We start from the raw sequence: 20,949 nt of genomic DNA, 5'->3' as shown, positions 1-20,949 counted from the left end.
TATTGTTTTTGATCTCATCGGCTATGGTTATTTCGTCGTGTGGTAAGGATGGATCATCCTCGTCTGCGTCTTCTTCGTGTCAGACGATGAGGAAGTCGCATTCGGGTTGTTGTTCTAGTCATGGTGGATTTGGGGCGCAATGTGCCTCTGGTCAGGCGCTATACTCAGGTAGTTCGCTTGTTTGTAATGACGGTTCAGTTAGTCCTACGTGTGTTTATTCGGTCCCGACTCAGGAGCTGATAGAGGAATATAATCAGCAGAATGAAATTAATAGTGACTCTCCTGATTATCCCTTTGTTGGCGATCAATAAAAGTTGAGATCGGCAGGTCCTCTCTGGCGCAAGTTGTTGCGCAGACGAGAGAGAGAGGCTGTCGTGTACTGCCGTTTTGTTGTGATGAAATCAAATATTTAAATTTGAAAATCGTAGAATATTTCTGGAACCAGGGCATGGTCGAAGATCAGTGGTGGTGGAGGTTTTAATGAACATACCAGGAACGCTCGAAACCTATTTTAATGAAATAGGTGTTGATATTTCTGCTGAGCATCCTTCGTCAGACAGAATTAAGTGCCGTGCGCTCAGTAAGGCAGAGAGTGCATTCCTGGTGTCCGAATTTGTAAATAATTTCGGTAAGGGGAGAGTCGGGAAGGCACTTAAACCATTTATTCTGATCCTTTGGAGTTCTCCTGTTCCTTGTGATTTGCCTCGAGAAATAGTTCAAGTGATGTTTTTTAATGCTGATAATACGCAATGGGCGGTTAAGGTCTTGGATTTGGCGATTGCATGGGAAAAGCTCCCTGAGTGGCAAACAAGGTTAAAGTCTTTGAAGCGATTAGCTCTTATCATGGATTCAAAAGAAAATGTCGAGCATACGCTTTGGCAGCTCATGAATGCGGATCGCTATGTGGTTGTGCGTCTTCTGATGTACATAGAGCATCTGGTTTGGAGTCGTCCCTCAACTCCTGACTTCACCGGAGCTATGGTATCGACGGAAGAAAAGTTGTCTGCGATTGGTTACTTGATAGGTAATTATTTTGAGGTCAAATCAGCAAATACATTTCCAGACAATCTTGGCGGTAGAGATTATGATTTCACGAGTCTAGATAAAATTGTTGATCTTGGAATTACACTTAGGAAGTTTCATGAGCTAAAATCTAAGATTCTTTTCTTGGGATACGAATTGGATATCGTTTCCGAAAACCACTACTTCTTGTTTCATCCACTGGACGGTTTTGAGGAGTTCTACCAGACTGGTTGGACGGCAAACTTGTTACAAGAAATGATTTTTGCATCAAGGACCAAGTTTTTATCTAATCAGGGATTGGACGACGCTGTTTCCAATTTGGTTAAAAACAAACTTACCCTAGTTGCTCCAATCGTGGGGCGGGGCGGCTCGGTCCGGGTTAAAATTCAAATCCCTGAACCTTATTTGAAAGCTTTAGGTGAGGAACTACTAAAGGATGGTGTTTTTCCAGACGAAGCACATTTTTTAGAAAAGATCTGCTATGACCTTATGGCCTCATCCTCAGCGCTGATGGATTTTAAATTGCATGAGGACTTAACTGTTCTTGATTTGGTTAAGTTCAAGAGAGTTATGAAGTTTTTTGCACGTATCAAACATGAATCTTTGCATCAGCTATACGCTAAAGGATTGTTTTCTCAAGAGTATCGAAACTCCTTGCTGACATTTCAACCTATTGGAGAAACAGAAAACATGTTAAAAGCCGTTGGGTTCTCCTCGGTGCAAATTGCCGCGATACTTCAAATTGTAACTTATAATCCTAAAGAATCCAATTTTTTTGAGCCTTTCTATTCTCCGCTTGTTCGTATAAATAATAAAATGTTTTTACTTTTGTTGACATTGGATATGTCTAGCGTGGTTAGAAATGCACTTTTCACCACAAAGTTGAGATTGGATTCTGGAGGAATGACTGATCCGATAGGTGATCTGCTGGTTAAATCTATTTCTAATAAAACGACGATGTATTCGCGAGAAGTTGATTTCAGATTTAAAGGTATATCGGGGGATTTTGATTTCATTTTTAAACTGGGAAAGAATTTATATATTTTTGAATTTAAAAACTCATTGCTTCCGACCGATTCATTTGAAGTTAGAAGTCTTTGGGATGCCGTAAAGAAAGGAACATCACAACTTAGCAAAGCAAGGACTTTGTTTCAGACAGCCGGTTTTGTAGAATATATCAATGGTAAAGTTGGATTTGAAATTAATGGCGACGAAGCTATTCACACTTGTCTTGTACTTGGTCAGAGGCTTTTTAATGGCATGGAGATTGACGGTCATCCGGTTCGGTCTGCAAAAGAATTTAATCGATTTATAATCGACGGAGTAATATACTTTGGCAAACCGCAGGATGAAAAAACAGAAGTAAAACTCTGGGTCGGAGATAATCTTAAGCCGGAAGATTTAAATAACTTTTTATCAAATCAAAGTATTTTACATCAGAATCTTCGAAAATCTTTGAATGGGGAGGAAGTTTCCATTGAAATTGAAAATATTAGATTAAGTGAACGTAAGTTTGTGCTGGATATGAAAAAGTTTTCGAATAGCTTTGGTGTTGATTTCGATAACTGAAGATTTTTGGATTTATGATTCTTTCTGAGAAATTTTATATTTCAATTCAACAAACAAATTCTTAATCGCTTCCGCCGAGATTAGCTTCATCGGCGGGTGGATCTTTCTAGGAAACAGGGGAGCACCTCCTGCTAGCGTTAACGGTGCAACTTGCAAGATCAATTCATCCAACAATCCCGCATCGTAAAACTTAGCAGCGAGTTCCCCACCACCAACAACCCAAAGATTCTTGCCACCAGCAGCGTTCTTCATCGCCTCAAACACCGGGCGGACATCGCCCTGAACAAAGCGAACATCAGCACCAGGGATCTCAACCAGCTTTCGAGTCGTAAAGACAAACGCAGGCATCTGATACGGCCAAGCCTTCGCAGGATCCTCGGCCTTGGAAATTTGATTCTCCCACATCCACTCATATGTATGTGAGCCCATGCAGATGGCGCCTACATCCTTAATAAAGTTTGTATAAGACTGCGGGACGTCTCCGTCGCTGAATTGGAAAAGCCAATCCAAGGAGTTGTTTTCGTCCGCGATGAAGCCGTTTAAACTTGTGGCGCCATAGTAAATTGTTTTCATGTTCTGATTATAGGAGGCGAATTTTCGAGGGGCAACTGGTCTATTGTCTAGCCTTAGGCTGTAAACTTTTAAAAGTTTATTCCGATAGGTGTGGCATGAAACAACTACTTATTTCTTTAATCGCACTTATCTTTTCTGTTCAAATTTTCGCCGCTGCTGAAATCGGTGAGGATCCTTATAAAAAGATCGAACACATCAAACTAAAAAACGGTATGCAGGTTTTCTTGGCTCCAAGTGATGAAGCCACGACAACTTCACTGCGTCTTGAAGTGGGGGTTGGTTGGGATATCGAGAAATCGGGTGAATACGGCATTTCGCATTTGCTAGAGCACGTTTTGTTCCGCGATAAATCCTTGAAAGACGAAATGACATATTTGCAGTTGATCCGTGAAGCGGGTGGCGAGGCCAATGGTTCCACATCCAGTCGCGTGACAAGTTACTTTGGTTCGATCCCTGCTAAAAAGGGCACGTGGCTTTTGGAAAGCTTTGGTAAAATGATTCTTGTTCCAAGTATCTTGCCAGAGTTCGTGCAGAAAGAAAAAGGCACCGTCGAACTTGAGATCGGGCGCCCGGGGCCTATTTCTGAAACTCTGGGTTTCAACCCGATGGATTATCTTTATCCAAGTTATCTGCGTGAACCTGGGTTTTGGAAAAGTGAATTCGGCATCAAGGGTAACGAAGATCGTTTCACACGCACGGAAGAACAACTTTCCAACCGCAAATTGGAACCTGCACAATTGGAAAAGCACTATGCCGATTGGTACTACCCAGCGAATATGAAATTATTTGTGGCGGGTAAGTATGACCGCGCACAAATGATGGCCGAGATTGAAAAGACATGGGGTTCATTGCCAGCGAAAGAGGGCAAAAAGATGCCAGCCCCTGAAACTCCGAATCCAGTGGAACGTCCCTTTGTTCGTCGCACATTGTGGGATGGAAATCCTTATGTGTACCTCGGTGCTAAAGCATGGAATATGTCCTTTAAAGATACCGAAATCGCTCAGCTCTATATGGAGTTTTTAACTCATCGCTTGATGAAAGAAATTCGTAACATCAAAGGGCAAACGTACTCTGCCAACGCGAGTGTGTATTTCAATCGCGGTTATGGCTATGGGGCCATTCAGTTCCAAACACCAAAAGAGCATTTGCTAGAAAATATCGATATCGCCAAGGATTACATCCAGAAAGAAGCCCGTGAAGGGCAAATCACGGAAGCTCAGATGAAAGAGGCCATCACGTTGTATCTTTCTCAGTATCAGCTGATGGGCCGTGACGCAGAAAAGATGATGAGCCTTGCCTCCCATTATGACAGTCAATTGGAAGAGTACGGCTCCTTTGTATCTCCGTTCCAAGTTTTGCAAAATATGAAATTGGATGAATATAAGAGTAGTCTAAAGGCGACGTTTAATGAAAACCACGCTTACGAGATGGTGTATTCTCCGTATCTGTTCTTTACCTTTGATATTTACGTTCTGTATTTCTTAACGGCCGTTGTGTCGTTTATTGGCTTGCGCAAGTTCTTTACGAAGCCTTTTGCTCATGATCGCTTGCAATGGATTCGTAAGATCCAATATCCGCCAGTGAAAATGATGGAAGCGTTGGGCTTGGTTGCAGTTTATGTGGGAGTGATCCATTTCCAGATGTTGCTGACACGATTTGCGACACAGTCCCAGTTTATTCAAAGTCATTTGTTTCTTTCAAACTATCTTTCCAGCGTCGTTTGGATGTTCGGAACAATTCTAATTGCTTGTGGAGTTTATGCATTGATGCCACGAAAGATGATGGTGGTTGATGGCAAGCTGATGATTAAAAGTGTGACTTATTATTCTAAACTAATTCCTCTGGAGCAAATCTCGAAAGTAGAGTCATTCCGTGGAATCGCCCATCCATTCGCCTTTAAGCTTTGGTTTAAACAAGTGGGCTTCAGAAACTTTTTTGTGACGCCAAAATTTTGGCAAAAAGGTCTCTTGATTCATTTGAAAAATGGCAAAGCCTACTATTACAGTGTGAACCAAGCTGATAAAGCCGCATTGGAATTGACACAAATCTTGGTAAAACAGCAGCAACAAGAAAGCATTTCTATTGCTGCTTAGATCCGAGTTTAGAGAGACCGCAATTGCGCGGATCTCTCTAATTCAGAATTTAATTACTTCTAAACTCAGCTATTCGCTCCAGCCTGAGATTCCATAGGACACTTAAATTACAAGCGTCGAATCGTACTGTCTCTCGCATTAAAGAGCTCTAATCAAAGGTCCTTAACACCGAAGAGTTAATTGTGAGGATGTACGTATATGCCAGAAACAAAACGACAGCAGTCTCTGCAGAGATATAACATTTTGGGAACACTTCCAGAGTCAACATTTGACGAGATCACTCAGTTAGCAGCTGAAGTCTGTGATGTGCCTATGGCATTGATCGGCTTCGTAGATAATGAGCGTATCTGGTTTAAATCCCACGTCGGTACGGATATTATAGAGGCTCCGCGCGAGCAGACTATATGTGGGCACATGATCGAAGAGCGCAAAGTTATGGTGCTTCAAGATGCAAGCTTAGACCCACGATTTAAAGATTTGCCTTCTGTAAAAAGTGGCTTAAAGGTGCGCTTCTATGCGGGGGCGCCCCTGATCACGCCGGATGGCGTGGTGATCGGGTCTTTGTGTGTATTCTCTCCGCAAACTAAAACTCTTACTGAAACTCAAATCAAGTCCCTTGAGCGCTTAGCGCGTATGGCGATGTATTTCTTGGAAGCACGTATCACTGACATCGATGAAAAACAAAAAGCGCAGGCCGATTTAGAAAAGCAAAAAGACTTTCTGAACGCTGTTCTAGAAAATCTCTTTGACGGCGTGATTGCGTGTGATGCAAACGGCAAAGTCAGTTTGTCAAATGGCGCCAGCCGCAGATTCCATGGTTTAGAGCAAGCTTACGATGAAGATGTACCCCCAGAAAAGTGGGCTTCCTATTTTCAACTCTTCCACGCTGATGGCGAAACGTTGATGAAGATGGAAGAGATTCCACTTTATCGGGCTTTGCATGATCAACTCATCAGAGACGAGGAAATGGTTGTCCGTTCCGTTTCCGGTAAAAAAACTAAGCTGAAAATGAACGGTCAGGCGATCTTTGGTAAAGGCGGTACTAAGCTTGGTGCAGTCATTACTCTTCACGATATCACCGAGCAAAGAAACGCGGTTTCTCGTGAGCAAGCTACTAACATGACACTTAAAAAATTAATCGACTTGGTTCCTGTAGGGATTGCTTTATTTGATGAGAATAAAAAAATCACCACCTGGAATAAAGCGAATGAACAAATCACCGGATGGACTGAGCAAGAGCTTTTAGGCAGAAGTGTTTATGAAACAATTGAAGCCAGCGAAGCCGATACTGAATCGATTTCAAATCAAGTGAACAAACGACTAGAAAAGTATGCGGGTGAGCTCGAGTATGTGACTAAATCCGGTAAGACAGTGGACCTGCATCTTTCAATCGTTCCGCTTTTTGATGGGGACGGAAAACGTACCGGCTCTATGAGTGTTTCTGTGAACATCTCAGACATTCGCGAGCGGGAACGTCGTTTGGTCGAAGCCAATCGCGCGCTCAAAGAGGCCTCTGCTGCGAAATCAGATTTCCTAACGAATATGTCTCATGAAATTCGCACTCCACTAAATGGTGTGATCGCAATGAGTGAACTGATGGCGATGACCGATTTAACCGAAGAGCAAAAAGAAATGCTTTTAACTGTGCAACACTCAGCTTCTCATCTTTTGATGATCGTGGACGACATCTTGGATTTCTCGAAAGTGGAAGCTGGTAAGATGCGTGTTGAGAATGTGAAGTTTGATCTGCAAGATATCGTTGAGCAATCAATCCGCTCGGTGATGCCGTTTGCAGATTCAAAAAATCTAAAAGTAACGACGATGTTACCAGTGGATTTGCGAAGCAGCTTTAACGGGGACCCAGGGCGTATCTGTCAGGTCTTATTAAACCTAGTTGGAAATGCGATTAAATTTACAGAAAAAGGCGAGATCTCCATCGCATTGTCGGCAGGAAAAAACATCAACGGTAAAGCTGTTGTGCGCTTTGAAGTCGCTGACACGGGCATCGGTATTCCAGCTAATCAGTTAGACAAATTATTTAAGGCCTTTTCGCAAGCTGACGGTTCGATGACTAGAAAATATGGCGGCACAGGTTTAGGCTTGTCGATCGCTCACGGATTGATAGACTTAATGGGTGGCAAAATCGGTGTGGATAGCGTCGAAGGCCAAGGTTCCAAGTTTTGGTTTACAGTTCCGTTAGAGATGATCGGCGAGGAGAAAAAACAAGTGACAGCAACTCCAAGTACAGCAACAGACGTTCCTTCAATCAGTGGTATGCATATTTTGGTTGCTGAAGATAACGCCGTAAACCAAACAATCGCAAGAGCCATGCTAACAAAATTAGGCGCCACGTGCGAAGTTGTGGAAAACGGCAGACTTGCCGTGGAAGCGCTAGCAAATAATAAATACGATTTAGTCCTGATGGATTGTCAAATGCCGGAAATGGATGGTTACGAGGCGACTCGCACGATTCGTTCTAATGGCCGCCCTGAAATTCACACGATTCCAATCGTGGCTTTGACAGCTCACGCGATGGCAGGGGACCGCGAAAAATGTTTGGATGCAGGGATGGATGACTATTTAACAAAGCCCATCCATATGAAGAATCTGGCACAAGCGATCTCTGACATTTATACGCAAAGGTCGGCGCTTCGCGCGAAATGTTCTTAATCAAAAAGCCGTTTTGAAGAATGAAACGTCGTTCTGATCAAGTAGTCTTATCTCTGTGGATATTCAGACTATTAACTCAGAACGACGTATTGAACTTCGCACAGACGAAAAATATCTGCACGTCATGAAATATATGGGAAGTAAGCGTGAGCTGCTTCCTGATATCAAATCCGAAGTCGACAGTATTCTAAAAGGCCAAGGTGGAGTCTTAGATCTTTTTGCGGGCACAGGCTCTGTCGGGCTTTACCTGCAAGACTCCTATTCGATCGTATCAAATGATATCCAAAGCTACAGCCGAGTGATCTGTGAAGCCTTGATCGGGGCGTTTTCCCCGTCGGAAATTGAAGAGTTTAAAGAAAAGCTAATACCACTTCGTAAAAAATTTGAACTGCATCGCTGGGACCTATCGACGCTGTTGGGGCCATCACTTAAAGAATCTAATCGTTTTGTCCAAATTCCGAAAAGAGGTTGGACGGAAGAACTCCGTCACGAATACTTAAAATTCTTTGCGACCTTTCCAAATCCGACGAACGGTTTTAAGACTCCTTCCGCAGATCTTGAAAATCTGTGGCGACTATATCAAGAGCGAAGCACCAATCAAAAGCAATATCCCTATGTGCAAACAACGCTGCTTTTTGCAGAGGCTTATTTTAGTCTGCAGCAGGCGATTGATATTGATTCATTAAGATATGCCATCCAGGAAGTTTTCCACCTCGATTCAAGGGGGTACCATATAGCAATGACAGCATTGTTATATGCTCATAGCTATTGCTCGTCAGGTACCGGTCATTTTGCGACTTATCGTGATCTAAAAACGTTGTATTCAATTACTGACGTCTTTTTATATCGCGACCGGGTGGTTTATGATTACTTCCTAAAAAAACTGATCGAGATTTTTGATTACTTGGGAGCATCTAAGGGAAATAAAGGCATGTCCCTTGCGATCGACTATCGCGATGTTTTAGCGTCTGATGAATTGGCGGCAAAGTACGATCTGATCTATGCGGACCCACCATATTCTTTCGTCCATTACTCTAGGTTTTATCACGCCACTGAATCTTTGGTTAAGTATGACTATCAGCTGCCGCAGTATAAGGGTCGCTATCGAACTGATCGTCATCAGTCTCCCTTTTGTCAGGGGATGACCGTACAATCGGCTTTCGAAGAAATATTTAAATGGGGAGCCCTGCGAGGTAAAGCGGTCTTGTTGTCATACTCAAATACAGGAATGATTTCCCAAGAGGCGATCATTAAAACCGCCCAAAAGTACGGATACAGAAATGAAGTCAAAGAAGTCCACTACGAGCACTCGACGCTAGGACGTGAAGGGCATAAGAGCAATCAAATAAAAGAGCTTCTGATCACGTTTTCTGTGTAAAAAAAAAGCCAGAGTTTCCCCTGGCTTTTTCATTTTTGAATTTTGAATCGAATTAGAATTTGTTAATACGGTCAACCAACTCTGGGTGGTCGATGAATGGATTTCTGTTGCCTTGAACTTTGAAGATCTCCACGTTGCGGTTCATTTCTTCTTGGTCAACAGGGTCCTCTTTGTGCCATTTGCGAAGGAAAGCTTCTTGGCGAGGGCTGATGTGCATGCCGTAGTTCGTTGCAAAGTAGAACAAGGCACGGGCAACGTTCCCTTTGTGAGCCGTCGGTGGTTCGAAAACGTCGTTGCCGCCACCCGCTGGTTTACCGAAGCGAGAAACTGGGCATTTCAATTTTTTTGCGTCTTGAACAACTTCACCGAACTCGTAGTTACCACGAGTGGAGTTCATTTCGTTATCAGTCGGGTACAAGTGGTGCAAATCAGATTTTTGCATGTTCTTGTTGAATTCGTTAGAGAAGCGGCTTTGTGGCCATGTGTGCTCTGTGTTCAAGATGTTGCCATCTGGATATCTGCCTGGAGCTGGTGCACCGTTGCCGCTGAATTCAGAAGCTGTACGGTATTTTGCACAATACATATCAGGAATCGCATACTGACCATCAACTTTAGTGATGTAGTACGTGCCCATCATCCAAGTACGAGCGCCATCGTAACCAAGGACAACGTGTTCATAGCAACCTTGGCCAGAGCAGTTATCAGAAACTTCGTCGTAAGAGCCTTGAACCACTTTGTGCTTAGCCAAAAGGATGTGTTGAAGTTTGTCTTTCAATTCGTCGTTAGAAACACCGGAAGAAAGATCGCGATAAAATTGTTCGCCGTAATAAGGGATGCCCTCAGATTGAAGAGCAGCTTGGCCCGACACCGTGATGAACAACGAACAGACAACAAGAACGAAAGAAAGCATTGCTTTCATGGGACCTCCATAGACAGGCTTTTACGGTGCCCGGTAGAAACGCGATTCCATATTAATCGCTTATATGCGGTTTATCTTGCCCAAGTGTTTGTCCCATTACTGTCCTGGTGGCAATGATAATTCATAATAGTTAAGACTCAGGGCGTTTGACGCATCATGTATTGGGGCTTGTCCGATAAATGGCGCAAAGTTTATAGTAGTGCTGAAGAGGGCGGGCATGAAGGTTCTAAAGTATATATCAGTGTTTTTTGGAATCTTAATGGTCGTGTTCGTCGTTTATGTTTTGGTCGTGGGCGACTCGATGAAGGAAGCTAAAAAACGTCAGATTGTTGTCATCGCCAATCAGGTCGAGAGTTTTTTAAATAACTGCAGCGACTGCCAAGGAAAATTTCCCACAGGCATTTCAGCAAAAGCCTTCTTGAAAGAATATCACATGAGGAACTACGCGTTTTTCAGAGCCGAAGACCTTTGCACGGGCTTACGCAACGAACTTTCAAAAGAATCTTTACCTTATGTGACGGAAACAGATTATCAAATCGTCGTCACAGATCCACCCTGGATCGCCATCAAAAGAAAAGACGCTGAACCAATACTTATGAACCTCGGCGAAAATCACGGGCAGTACTGCCGATGACCGGTAAAACTAAAAAAAAGCGGACTTGGTGGTCCGCTTTTTTTTTAAAGACTTTCAAGACGTTTTGACCACTTGTAAGGAAGTATTTTTTTGAATTTATAGTCGCCGAATTCTTTTGCGCGAATCCATTTTGACGAGCCTTTAACTTTTTCCATCATAAAGCCTTTTTGCGAAATACCTAAAACTCGGCCGTTGGCCATTTCCGCATAGGATGTGACTTCTGGATAAGCATACGATGTCTTGTCGATCTGAAGATTTGATTCGCTAGCAGATGCGAAATCTGCAGACTTGGGCAATTTATAAGATTTGCCATCATTTGCTAAGACAATAATACCGCTGACGTAGGACTGATTCACGTTCACAAAATTCAGTGGCTTTAAGGCCGAGAATGAAAATTCAGCGAAATTATTTGTTTCTAACAAGCATTGAACGCGGGATGGAGTCAGGAAACAATAATCATCACTCGTCGATAACACATCCAAAAGCTCGTTTCGTTCCTGCTGGGAAAGCTTGTTGTAGTTATCAACAAGTGCTCCCTCGCGGTAATTCCAGTTACGGGTAAAATCGTAAGATGTGACTTTGCCGTTTTTAAAGAAAATATACGGAATGTTCGAAACAAATGAAATGGTCGCAATCTCGTCAGCCATGGAACCGAATTTAGTCTCGTGAGCACCATCATAGAAAGAAACCGAGTCTTCTTCGTCAACGAAAACTCCGCCCTTAACCATATCTAATGGTAACTGGTTGAAACGATTAAGCACATCTTGAATAGCGGCAGAGCGGGCTTGTTGCTTGACCGCTTCATTTTCAGTGGAAAAATAAACTTGAAGTACAAATCCTAAACCAATTCCATAGGATCCTTGTTGCTTGTAGGTATCGTCACATGCAGCCCCGTCATAGCTTTTTAAGACACCTTGGGTGCAATTAACATGAGGGTGTCCCTCTGTATGGCGTGCTTCGTGTTCTAGGAATGCAGAAAAATCCATCGCCTTCAGTTTTTTTGCTTGAGGGCAGATGTGCATGATCGGTTCACGGTTAAAAACAAAGGCAACAGTTCCGATATCGCAGTTCGTGCTGTCTTGGGCTTCAAATTGAATCGTCTTAATACGTTTTGTTAGGAAATTTGTCGCACCCTCTTTGCTAACGGCTGTTTGGAAATTAGCAGGCAAGGTTTTTTGCGGCACTTTTCTAATATAATCAATAGAGTCGATTGTTGCTTTAAACAAACCTTGCTCGCAGGCGTCGCTTGCAGAATATGTCTTAATGACGTTGCCATGGGCATCGACGTCTTCGAATTGAAAATGTTGAAACGCGAATTGCATAGAGTCTTGAGAAAGGCAGGCAACCTTGTCTTCAGCCATTGCAACGGTGAAGCTAGTTGAAACGATTAAAAATAAGATTTTGCTAAATAAGGGCAGTTTCATATTAAATCCTTACAGGCTTTTTTCTTTAATCATCTGATCCATGGCGCGCCCCAATTTTCCGGGACGTCCTTCTTTAATTCCTCCGGCACTGATTGTCGCAAGGAACACCAAAGTTTTGTTGTTTTGATTTTCGATCGTGTTTTGCATCACTTTTAAAACATCGCCCGAGTTTGCAGTCATTTGATCTAAAGATTCCAGAGCAGTGATGCGCAGTGGAACCTCTGTTTGCGCAGTGGAATCTTTAAACTTTGAGGCTGCGATCATACCTAAAGCAGGAATCGCCTTGGCACCTGATTTAGAAAGAATAAATAAACTGGCCTGACGAGTGGAAGCGTCAGCTTGAGTATCAATCACAGCATTTCCTAGTTGCGCGATTTCTTCCGCATTCAAATGGGCTGTTGCCAGAGCTTGCTGAGGAATAGCAACATCAGGACGAGTAAGCATCAAGGCAATATAATTCACATGTCGCTCAAGGCGGGGACTGAATTTGGAGCTTCCAGCAGCTTTTGGGACGACCGATGAAGCCACCGATTGTTGAGCTGAATTTTGAACGGCTTGATGGGATTTCGTTGCCGCCAAAGGAATGGCACTTTTTAATTTTGTATCAGAACTTTGTTCAAAGGCCGATGACTTTTCAATAGGAGTCGACTTTGTGGATTGGTGAAACCACCAAGCTCCAAGCATCAATACCACTGGAATGATCAGTTGATATTTCCCATTTTGAGACACTATAAACCTCCACGAATACCTATGGAAAATGCCAGATCTGTACCAGGATCAGCTGCCATAAACTCGCGAATATCCCATGAATGCTGTCAAGGGCCGCGGGTGGCGACAAGAATCGGCTTGTGCGAGTGTCTCAGGTTGGGAATTTGAATGTTGAATTTTTTAAAATAAAACAGGGGAGCCAGAAGAAATTCCCAGCTCCCCCGGTGGGTTTGAATTTAAGATTACAGTGCTTGTACTAAGCCTGACAGAACAGATGTCGTTACTTTTACGATCTTAAAGCCCATCTGACCGGTTGCTACAACTAAGTGACCATTTGTATAAAAGATGTTGTTCGCGGAAGCATTCGCGCCCAGTGAAAATCTGCCTAAATAAGTAATAGTCACTAAGCTGCAACCTGAAACAAGTGAAGACGTATTGACTGAATAAATAGTCACCCCAGCTTCACCATTTGCAACGAACATATAACCTGCCCCGAAAGCGGCTGCGTTGGCAGTGGTCTTATCTGTCGTCAGGCCCGTCACTGTCGGATTTGTTGCTGTCCCTAAAATCGCGCCAGAGGATAAACATATCAAGCGCGCACCGCCGTAACCGTTCGTCGCAATTTGGAAGGTCGCGCCTGTTGTAATTGTGGATTTTGCTTCATCGATCACACCATTTGACAAAGTGACGTTACCAGAACTGAGCAAGCTGCCGTTTAGGTCATAGTGTTTTACTAAAGACTCCGCACTTGCAGTTTTACCTGTCACTGCATAGAGAGAACTGCTTGAGCTATCAAAAGAGATATCACGAGCATCGGGAAGTGCAGTAAATCCCACTGTTGAAAGGTCGGAGTTGTTCAAAATCGAGAGTCCTCCGTTATTACCTGACAAAGCATATATATAGCTACCAGCTGCGACGACACTTGTTCCTGCGTAGGCTGGAATCGTTGGATCTGCTGCACTTCTTAAAAATACAGAAGATACCGTGGACGTCAGTTTACCATTAGCATCCAGGGTGATCTTCTGCAGGTTGCCTCCGCCACCATTATCCGAGGTCGCGCCAGCAGCATATAAAGAAGTTCCTTTTACATAAACCTTATGAATATCTGAAGTCGGGTAAAGAGCCTGTGACGGCAACGTCAAGGCGTAAGGGTTTGAGATATCAATCACATCAATGGCGCCAGCTTGCGTAGCACCTCGCGTATTATACGCCACATAGACTTTTGATCCACTTACAGCGATATCGCTTGCTTGAACTTGGGCGCCATTCACAGTGGGTGGTGCCAAAGTTCCGACTAATGTTAATGTGGGCGTTAGGGATAAGACGTCACCTAAAAGAGCCATCGAATGAAGCCCGCCACCGCTGCTGTAGGCTGCCATATCCTGGCCAGTGACATCGGATTGATCGATCGCGAGATCAGTATATGTGTTGCAAAGTCTGTCATCGCAACTTATTCCAGAATCCGTAGAACACGCCGCCAGTGCGCAAATCGCAGCGGTCGCCAAAATCAGTTTTAAATTTAAGGTTCCCATATACGTCCTCTAATTAAAAATTTATGTATATGCGGATCTATTCGGATGACGGCCCAAAGTTCAGTAGTCACATGATGAGAACTTGCTGGGGTGTAATTCAGTCGTAACAGAATGACATCACTCAGAGTTTGGATGTGAGGGGACACCACATTCAAATTTTCCTGAGATGTCGCTCGGATAATTTTAGAACGTTTTGATATCGGAGTATTCTCAGCTTCAATTCCCAGGCCCTATATATTCTCTATTGCCTCGCCGAAGAGAATTGTACTTATGGAAAATAAACGGATTCTTATAGCTGAAGATAGTGAAATCGAAGGAATGATCTTAGAGCGCGCTCTGAAATCGGCGGGATATCAAGTGTCACGCGCGGCCGATGGTCAACAAGCTTTGGAACAGCATTTAGCTGTAAGTAAGTTTGATTTATTGATCACGGACATTTCAATGCCAGGACTTTCTGGAATTGAATTGATTTGGCACGCCCGCGAAAGAAACGTGCTGCCACCAACCATCGTTCTGACTTCGAATAAATCCGAAGAAGCTTCTTTGAAAAGCTTAGAAATCGGGGCCTTGGACCATTTAACGAAACCCTATAATTTGCCTTTGATTCTTGCGAAGGTGAAGATCACCTTGGGTCGCACATGATTAAGTTTGTCCTGGCGTCCGTGTTTTTTTCTTTCAATGCGTTTGCAGGTTTTGAATCTGTCGATTTGTCTTATGCAAAAGGCGACTATGGCAACGTTTATCACGAAGCCGGCGAAAGAATTCAGTTCAATGGCAAATCAAGCGATACAAACAGTTATTATCTAGGTTACGAGCACATACACCGTGATTATACACCGACCACTGGCTTTGATCGAGATGCAATCTTATTTGGCGACACCGCCGTCTTTAAAAAATATCACAGCTATCTGGAATTTGTTGGCGCCTATGCCGGGGACACAGTTGTTGGAGCTCAGACCTCGGCCTCTTTGATTCCCCATACGACATATTTTTCGAAATGGGACCTTTCAATGGGGTTTCATTATGCGCACTATGCGACAGGTGATGTTTACAGCCTACAGCCGCAAGCCATTTTCTTTATCACTGATATGACGAGCATTGGCCATAGCAGTTGGTTTTACGAAGACGGTGGTTGGCATCATGCTCATCGTGAGTTTTTGCGCACACGTTATAAAAGTGTGGGTGCAGAAATATCTTGGGCAGGTGGAGAAAATCGTGAGGACGTGGGACTCATTGATCAATTTGATTCTTATGGTTTGACTGTGACCTATTATCACAGACTTGGGCATATCTTTCTTAATTTAGAAGATTATCAGGGACATATGCGTAGCGGTTCACAATGGGGTACTGGCATTAGATGGATTTGGTAGGATGGTTAGAGCAACAGCTAAATGGCGATTGGGCGATGTACCTGATATTATTTCAGGTCATTCTCAATTCCATGGCTGTAGCCTTAATCTTTTTTATCACCGCTTATCGCAAGGGAATAGAAAAAGAAAACAAGGAAATGATTCCCAAACTTCAAGAACGCGTTACTGATATTTGTGTGGGCGTTAATACGGATATCGCTGATTTAAAATTTTTAAAATCCCGTTATCGTAAAGTTATTCGCGGTTTAATCTTAAGTGCCATTGGCAGTGTCAGCGGCTCCTATCGTGATAACTTATTTAAGCTCTATCAGGATCTAGGTTTCTTAAAAGAGGACCGTGATGCCTTATTGGGTGGAAGCTTTCCCACAAGACTTGCCGCTTTATCGCGTATCGATACCCTGCAGGACTTGGAATCTGGCAGCACCGTCGCAAAAATGCTGAATGATAGTTCGCCTTACGTGCATTTTGCCGCTTTAAAGTTTTTGTTGAAGGTGAGATACCCCAAGTTACATGTCAATATGGGTAAAGAACTGCTGACGTTAGCAAAACTCGACCGTATGGATACAGCTCTTCATTTATTAGAGATGTACGCCAAAGGTTATACGGAGCAGTTCCTGTACTTGCTTCAGACGCATCTTGATCCGGATGTTTTGGGAATCTGTTTGGATGTGGTTTTCCGTCTGCAAATTGCCGAAGCGATGCCTATTGTAAAAGATCAGTTGATCGATGGTCTTCGTTCAGAGGGCCACCCTGAGTTTGAGCAATTCCATTTTCGCAAGTATGCCATGTGCTTAACGGTAGCGCCAGATGGTGATACCGAGGAGTTATTGGTTCGAATGACTCATGTGGAGTCTCCGACGCTTCGAAACTTTGCTTATTTGGCTTTGATTAAGATCAGACCCGATTTGAAGTTTGATTTGATCGAAAGACTTTCATTTGATGACAGCCCCCAGGGCCGCCGTCTTTATTATCAAATGATGGAATCCGTCAAAGGTGGTGCAGCGTGAATTTTCTAGAGTGGTACTTAAGAGTCGTTGCCTATTACTTTTTGACGATCAATAGCTTTTATATCTTCTTATTCATGCTGGCGTTGATATCAATCCGCCGTCGCGAAATTATTAAGCCTTTATTAGGTGATGGAAAGTCTTACGGATTTTCCCCTCCAGTTTCAATTATCGTTCCTGCTTACAACGAAGAAAAATCAATCGTTGATTCAGTCCATTCATTGCTTCGTTTGAAGTACGGTCAAATTGAAGTTGTGGTTGTGAACGACGGGTCAAAGGATGGCACCTTTGAGGTTATGAAAAAAATCTGTTTGCTTGAGCCCGACGAAGTGGTGCGTATGTCTGATCTGGGCCGTGCACCCGTGCGTGGCATTTATCGCTCCAAAATTCACCCGAATTTAATTTTGATTGATAAACCGAATTCAGGAAAAGCAGATAGCTTAAACGTGGCTATCGATTATTGCTCTCATGATCTTGTATGTGCAGTGGATTCTGACTCGGTACTTAATGATGATGCCTTGCTCGCGATCTCCATGCCGTTTACGGAGAACCCTCATACCATTGCTTCGGGCGGTACGATTCAGCTGGCTAATGGTTCGACTTTTAAAAACAGTCGACCTGTTGACAACAGAATGCCCGACGGCTGGTTGGAACGAGTGCAGATCGTTGAATATATACGCAGCTTTTTTTGCGGTCGTGTGGGTCTTGATGTTTTAGGTTCGACACTGGTGATTTCTGGGGCCTTTGGTATTTTCCGTAAAGACGCCGTCGTCGCAGTTCGTGGATATCAAGCTGACAGCATGGGCGAGGATATGGACCTGGTGGTTCGTATGCACCGCAAATATCGCGACATGAATAAAAAGTATTCCATTTGTTTTCTGCCAGACCCGGTTTGCTGGACCGAGGCTCCCTCAGACTTAAAAACATTGCAGCGTCAACGTCGCAGATGGCAAGTGGGCTTGTTGCAAAGCCTGTATGAAAACCGTCGTATGATGTTTAATCCCAAGTACGGAGTGATTGGAATGTTCGCATTCCCATATAACTTCATCGTCGATATATTGGGACCATTTATCGAACTTTCAGCGTATATTGCAATTACTTTGGGTATCATGTTTGGATTGGTCGAAAGTGATCGCATTTTTACTTTGGTCATAGCAAGTATATTATACGGAATGCTTATTTCCGTGGGTGCCGTAGTGATTGGTGAGCTGTACTATCATCGCTATACAAGACTGCGTGACATAGGCCTTTTAGTAGTATCAACTATTTTCGAAAATTTTGGTTATCGTCAGATCAATTCCTATTGGCGGATGAAGGCGTTAATCGATCACTTCAAAGGAAACCATAGTTGGGGTGAGATGAAACGAACGGGATTCGCCAAAAAATAGGGGGAGCGAATGAGTCTTGAAGTAACAATCAGAAAATCATGCCCGGAATTAGAGCCAGCAGGCTTTAATATACCGGAACTAGCGGAAATGATGGATACGCGCTATTTGGGCGAGTTCATGATTTTCATTGCAGCCGCAGGTTTGTTTTTAGAAAGCTACGAAGCACAGATTGCTGACATTAAAGCAGCCATCGATGACAAGGATCCTAAAAAGATTCATGCGACAGCTCATAAATTCAAAGGAGCCATTTCGAACTTTCACGATCAATCCATTGCTGATGCCGTTCGCACGATTGAGGTGAACTCCGCAACATGGACTCAAGAGCAATTGGTTGTGCAGTTCGCCGATGTGTTGAAAAGAACAACTAAATTCGTTCCTGAATTGAACCAGCTTGTCGTAAGCTTTTCGAAAATCGAGACGGAAGCAGCATGATGAGCACTCAGGGGATTTACTCGCGATTCATTTTCAGAACGTCCTTCATTTTGGCGGGTGTAATCTTCATTTGTGCTTTCCTGTTAAGCTGGTTTATCGGGCGAGCCGTTCGTGACCGCATCGAATACGAACAGGGCCATACTTTGTCTGACATGGCTTACAATATCGCTGACAAAATGGACGTGGTTATTGGGGCGCGTGCTGGAGAAATTAAAACTTTGGCGACGTTAACAAACTTGACTGATCCCAAGGTTCCCGTTGCCCAAAAGCGCGCGGTTTTAAATCAGCTTGCAAAATCATTTCCTGAGTTTGCGTGGATTGGTATTTCGGATTTAAACGGTCGGGTCCTTGCCAGTAAGGAAGGACTTTTAGAAGGTGCAGATATTTCTAAAAGGGATTGGTATATCCACGGTCAAAAGAAAGACTATTTTGGGGATGTTCACGACGCTGTCCTTTTAAATAAACTTCTGGGCGGCACAGAGGCGGAACCAATCCGCTTTTTCGATTTTGCGACACCTCTTTATCATGATGGAAAAATCGTGGGGGTCCTTGCTGCCCACTTAAGTTGGCGCTGGGCTAAAGAAGTCAGCGAGCAATGGATCAAACCACTTCGTGACCGCTTTCCAGTTCGTCTGACGATATACTCCAAAGAGGGTAAAGTCATTCTGGGCGAGAAAAATAAGATGCCAGAGATGACAGCCGAGGACATGCCAGCACCGGGAGAGCGCAATCATTATCACGTGCATGATCACGGGAGCGCTGGAGTGTTATTAGAAGGCCAGGCCCGGACAACTTTGGCTACGAAATTTGATTCAGATGGTTTTGGGTGGGTGATCGTTTTAGACCGGCCAGCGAAAGAAGCCTTTGCCGAAGCAACGCAGATGCAATTTAAGATTTTGGCCTTCGGGTCATTATTGGCTTTTGTTCTTGCTGCATTTGGTTGGCGTTTTAAACGCGACAGTGCTCGCACCAATAAATTAAAGCGCTTGGCCGACGATGCCAAAGCCGCAGAAGCGCAAGCCATTCAATCTTCAGAGGCAAAAAGTCGATTCCTAGCGACCATGAGTCACGAAATCAGAACTCCGATGAATGGTGTGATGGGTGTCACGGATTTACTGTTAGATACTCCACTTAATAAAGAACAAAAAAAATATGCAGAACTGATTAAGGCCTCAGCAGAAAGCCTTTTAAGTGTTATCAACGACATTTTGGATTATTCTAAAGTTGAAGCGAATAAAATTGACCTAGAAACGGTCCCGTTTAGTTTAGGACCAGTTGTTCAGCAAGTGATTAGCTTGATGAACTTCCAAGCCCGCCACAAGTCGATTTATCTGCAGCTTCATGAAAATCTGGGAACTTCGACAAACGTGATGGGTGACCCTGCGCGCTTCCGTCAGGTCCTCGTAAACTTAATCAGCAACGCCTTGAAGTTTACTGAAAAAGGTGGTGTGGATGTTTTCGTTCACGTTGAATCCATCAGCGAGCTGCAATATGAGATCAAAGTTCAAATCAAAGACTCTGGTATCGGTATTCCTGAAAATGCCCGGGACAGAATCTTTGGCAGATTCGAGCAAGTCGATGCCGCTACAAATCGCAAATATGGTGGGACCGGATTAGGGCTTTCAATTACCAAATCCTTAGTTGAATTGATGGGCGGGCACATTGGTTTCTTCAGCGAAGAGGGCAGTGGTTCAACATTCTGGTTTAAGTTGGTACTGGATAAGGCAACCTCTAAAGTGCTGCCAGTGGTTCATGCAACCCCTTCTAAAAACGGCAAGCTTCATATCTTGGTCGCAGAGGACAACCCCGTCAATCAGCTAATCATCCGCGGGATGCTGGCAAAACTGGGGCATGAGTTCATTGTTGTAGAAAATGGAAAGCTCGCCCTTGAAAAAGCGAATGAGGACGATTTCGATCTCATCCTTATGGATTGTCATATGCCGGAGATGGATGGCTATCTGGCCACTCAAAAAATTCGCGAGATCGAAAAGTATGCAAACGTTCCAATTATCGCGATGACAGCCAGTGCAATGGCTGATGAAAGAGAACGCTGTTTGCAAGTCGGTATGACGGACTATGTGGCAAAGCCTTTAAGTCTTGCGACTGTTGAAGCCGTTCTTCAGAAATATATGGTGGCGGTTTAAGTGGCTGCCTGATTCAAATAAAAAGCACCAGATCAAAAATAAAAATTAAATAAAATGTTTTAGTCTTTACTTTTTTGGGGGGTGTTTT

16 protein-coding genes and 1 riboswitch are annotated in these 20,949 nt (G+C 43.6%); of the genes, 11 read left to right on the top strand and 5 right to left on the bottom strand.

What is annotated here, in order from left to right; translation table 11 throughout:
• Positions 1-480 precede the first annotated feature (480 nt).
• Positions 481-2,592: a hypothetical protein gene (locus B9G69_RS02480; protein ID WP_088614070.1), complete on the top strand. Its 2,112-nt coding sequence runs from the start codon at positions 481-483 to the stop codon at positions 2,590-2,592.
• Positions 2,593-2,604: 12 nt separating this feature from the next.
• Here the strand turns inward: B9G69_RS02480 and B9G69_RS02475 are convergent, their stop codons facing one another.
• Positions 2,605-3,165, bottom strand: a complete 561-nt coding sequence (locus B9G69_RS02475) for a dihydrofolate reductase family protein (protein ID WP_088614071.1) — start codon at positions 3,163-3,165, stop codon at positions 2,605-2,607.
• 95 nt (positions 3,166-3,260) lie between these two features.
• On the opposite strand from B9G69_RS02475, the gene B9G69_RS02470 reads away from it, so the two are divergent.
• The 3 genes from B9G69_RS02470 to B9G69_RS02460 all read left to right on the top strand — a co-directional run bounded on the left by B9G69_RS02470 (position 3,261) and on the right by B9G69_RS02460 (position 9,306).
• Positions 3,261-5,258, top strand: coding sequence for a M16 family metallopeptidase (locus B9G69_RS02470; RefSeq protein ID WP_088614072.1), 1,998 nt, complete (start codon positions 3,261-3,263; stop codon positions 5,256-5,258).
• 198 nt (positions 5,259-5,456) lie between these two features.
• On the top strand, positions 5,457-7,928 hold the full coding sequence (locus tag B9G69_RS02465; RefSeq protein WP_088614073.1) for an ATP-binding protein: 2,472 nt from the start codon (positions 5,457-5,459) through the stop codon (positions 7,926-7,928).
• Between the two features lie 55 nt (positions 7,929-7,983).
• The gene (locus B9G69_RS02460; protein ID WP_088614074.1) at positions 7,984-9,306 is read left to right on the top strand and encodes a DNA adenine methylase; all 1,323 of its coding nucleotides are present in this window, start codon (positions 7,984-7,986) and stop codon (positions 9,304-9,306) included.
• A 52-nt stretch (positions 9,307-9,358) separates the two neighbouring features.
• Here the strand turns inward: B9G69_RS02460 and B9G69_RS02455 are convergent, their stop codons facing one another.
• Positions 9,359-10,225: an endonuclease I family protein gene (locus B9G69_RS02455; RefSeq protein WP_088617031.1), complete on the bottom strand. Its 867-nt coding sequence runs from the start codon at positions 10,223-10,225 to the stop codon at positions 9,359-9,361.
• A riboswitch (purine riboswitch) is annotated at positions 10,216-10,313 on the bottom strand. (Overlaps the previous gene by 10 nt.)
• A gap of 129 nt (positions 10,314-10,442) precedes the next feature.
• Here B9G69_RS02455 and B9G69_RS02450 point away from each other — a divergent pair.
• Entirely contained in the window at positions 10,443-10,859 is a 417-nt protein-coding gene (locus B9G69_RS02450) for a hypothetical protein (RefSeq protein ID WP_141096853.1), read from the top strand.
• A gap of 44 nt (positions 10,860-10,903) precedes the next feature.
• Here the strand turns inward: B9G69_RS02450 and B9G69_RS02445 are convergent, their stop codons facing one another.
• The 3 genes from B9G69_RS02445 to B9G69_RS02435 form a co-directional block, all read right to left on the bottom strand.
• On the bottom strand, positions 10,904-12,283 hold the full coding sequence (locus tag B9G69_RS02445) for a hypothetical protein (protein ID WP_265437932.1): 1,380 nt from the start codon (positions 12,281-12,283) through the stop codon (positions 10,904-10,906).
• A gap of 9 nt (positions 12,284-12,292) precedes the next feature.
• Positions 12,293-13,012, bottom strand: a complete 720-nt coding sequence (locus B9G69_RS02440; protein WP_088614077.1) for a hypothetical protein — start codon at positions 13,010-13,012, stop codon at positions 12,293-12,295.
• 221 nt (positions 13,013-13,233) lie between these two features.
• On the bottom strand, positions 13,234-14,523 hold the full coding sequence (locus B9G69_RS02435) for a hypothetical protein (protein WP_088614078.1): 1,290 nt from the start codon (positions 14,521-14,523) through the stop codon (positions 13,234-13,236).
• 270 nt (positions 14,524-14,793) lie between these two features.
• Between B9G69_RS02435 and B9G69_RS02430 the strand changes: the two genes are divergently transcribed.
• From B9G69_RS02430 to B9G69_RS02405, 6 genes are read left to right on the top strand one after another with little or no spacing between them, the layout of a single operon-like run.
• Positions 14,794-15,165, top strand: a complete 372-nt coding sequence (locus tag B9G69_RS02430) for a response regulator (RefSeq protein ID WP_088614079.1) — start codon at positions 14,794-14,796, stop codon at positions 15,163-15,165.
• The gene (locus B9G69_RS02425; protein ID WP_088614080.1) at positions 15,162-15,893 is read left to right on the top strand and encodes a hypothetical protein; all 732 of its coding nucleotides are present in this window, start codon (positions 15,162-15,164) and stop codon (positions 15,891-15,893) included. The genes B9G69_RS02430 and B9G69_RS02425 overlap by 4 nt, the downstream gene beginning before the upstream one ends.
• The gene (locus B9G69_RS02420) at positions 15,881-16,900 is read left to right on the top strand and encodes a hypothetical protein (RefSeq protein WP_088614081.1); all 1,020 of its coding nucleotides are present in this window, start codon (positions 15,881-15,883) and stop codon (positions 16,898-16,900) included. The genes B9G69_RS02425 and B9G69_RS02420 overlap by 13 nt, the downstream gene beginning before the upstream one ends.
• Positions 16,897-18,285, top strand: coding sequence for a glycosyltransferase family 2 protein (locus B9G69_RS02415; RefSeq protein WP_088614082.1), 1,389 nt, complete (start codon positions 16,897-16,899; stop codon positions 18,283-18,285). The genes B9G69_RS02420 and B9G69_RS02415 overlap by 4 nt, the downstream gene beginning before the upstream one ends.
• A 9-nt stretch (positions 18,286-18,294) precedes the next feature.
• Positions 18,295-18,717: an Hpt domain-containing protein gene (locus tag B9G69_RS02410; RefSeq protein WP_088614083.1), complete on the top strand. Its 423-nt coding sequence runs from the start codon at positions 18,295-18,297 to the stop codon at positions 18,715-18,717.
• Positions 18,714-20,861 carry an ATP-binding protein gene (locus B9G69_RS02405; protein WP_088614084.1) on the top strand — a complete coding sequence of 716 codons (2,148 nt, stop codon included), beginning with the start codon at positions 18,714-18,716 and terminating at the stop codon, positions 20,859-20,861. Before B9G69_RS02410 ends, B9G69_RS02405 begins: the two co-directional genes overlap by 4 nt.
• Positions 20,862-20,949 lie beyond the last annotated feature (88 nt).

This window comes from Bdellovibrio sp. SKB1291214 (assembly GCF_002209355.2).
Classification (GTDB): domain Bacteria; phylum Bdellovibrionota; class Bdellovibrionia; order Bdellovibrionales; family Bdellovibrionaceae; genus Bdellovibrio.
The sequence above is the reverse complement of the archived record's forward strand: the minus strand, read 5'-3'. Positions and strand labels throughout refer to the sequence as shown.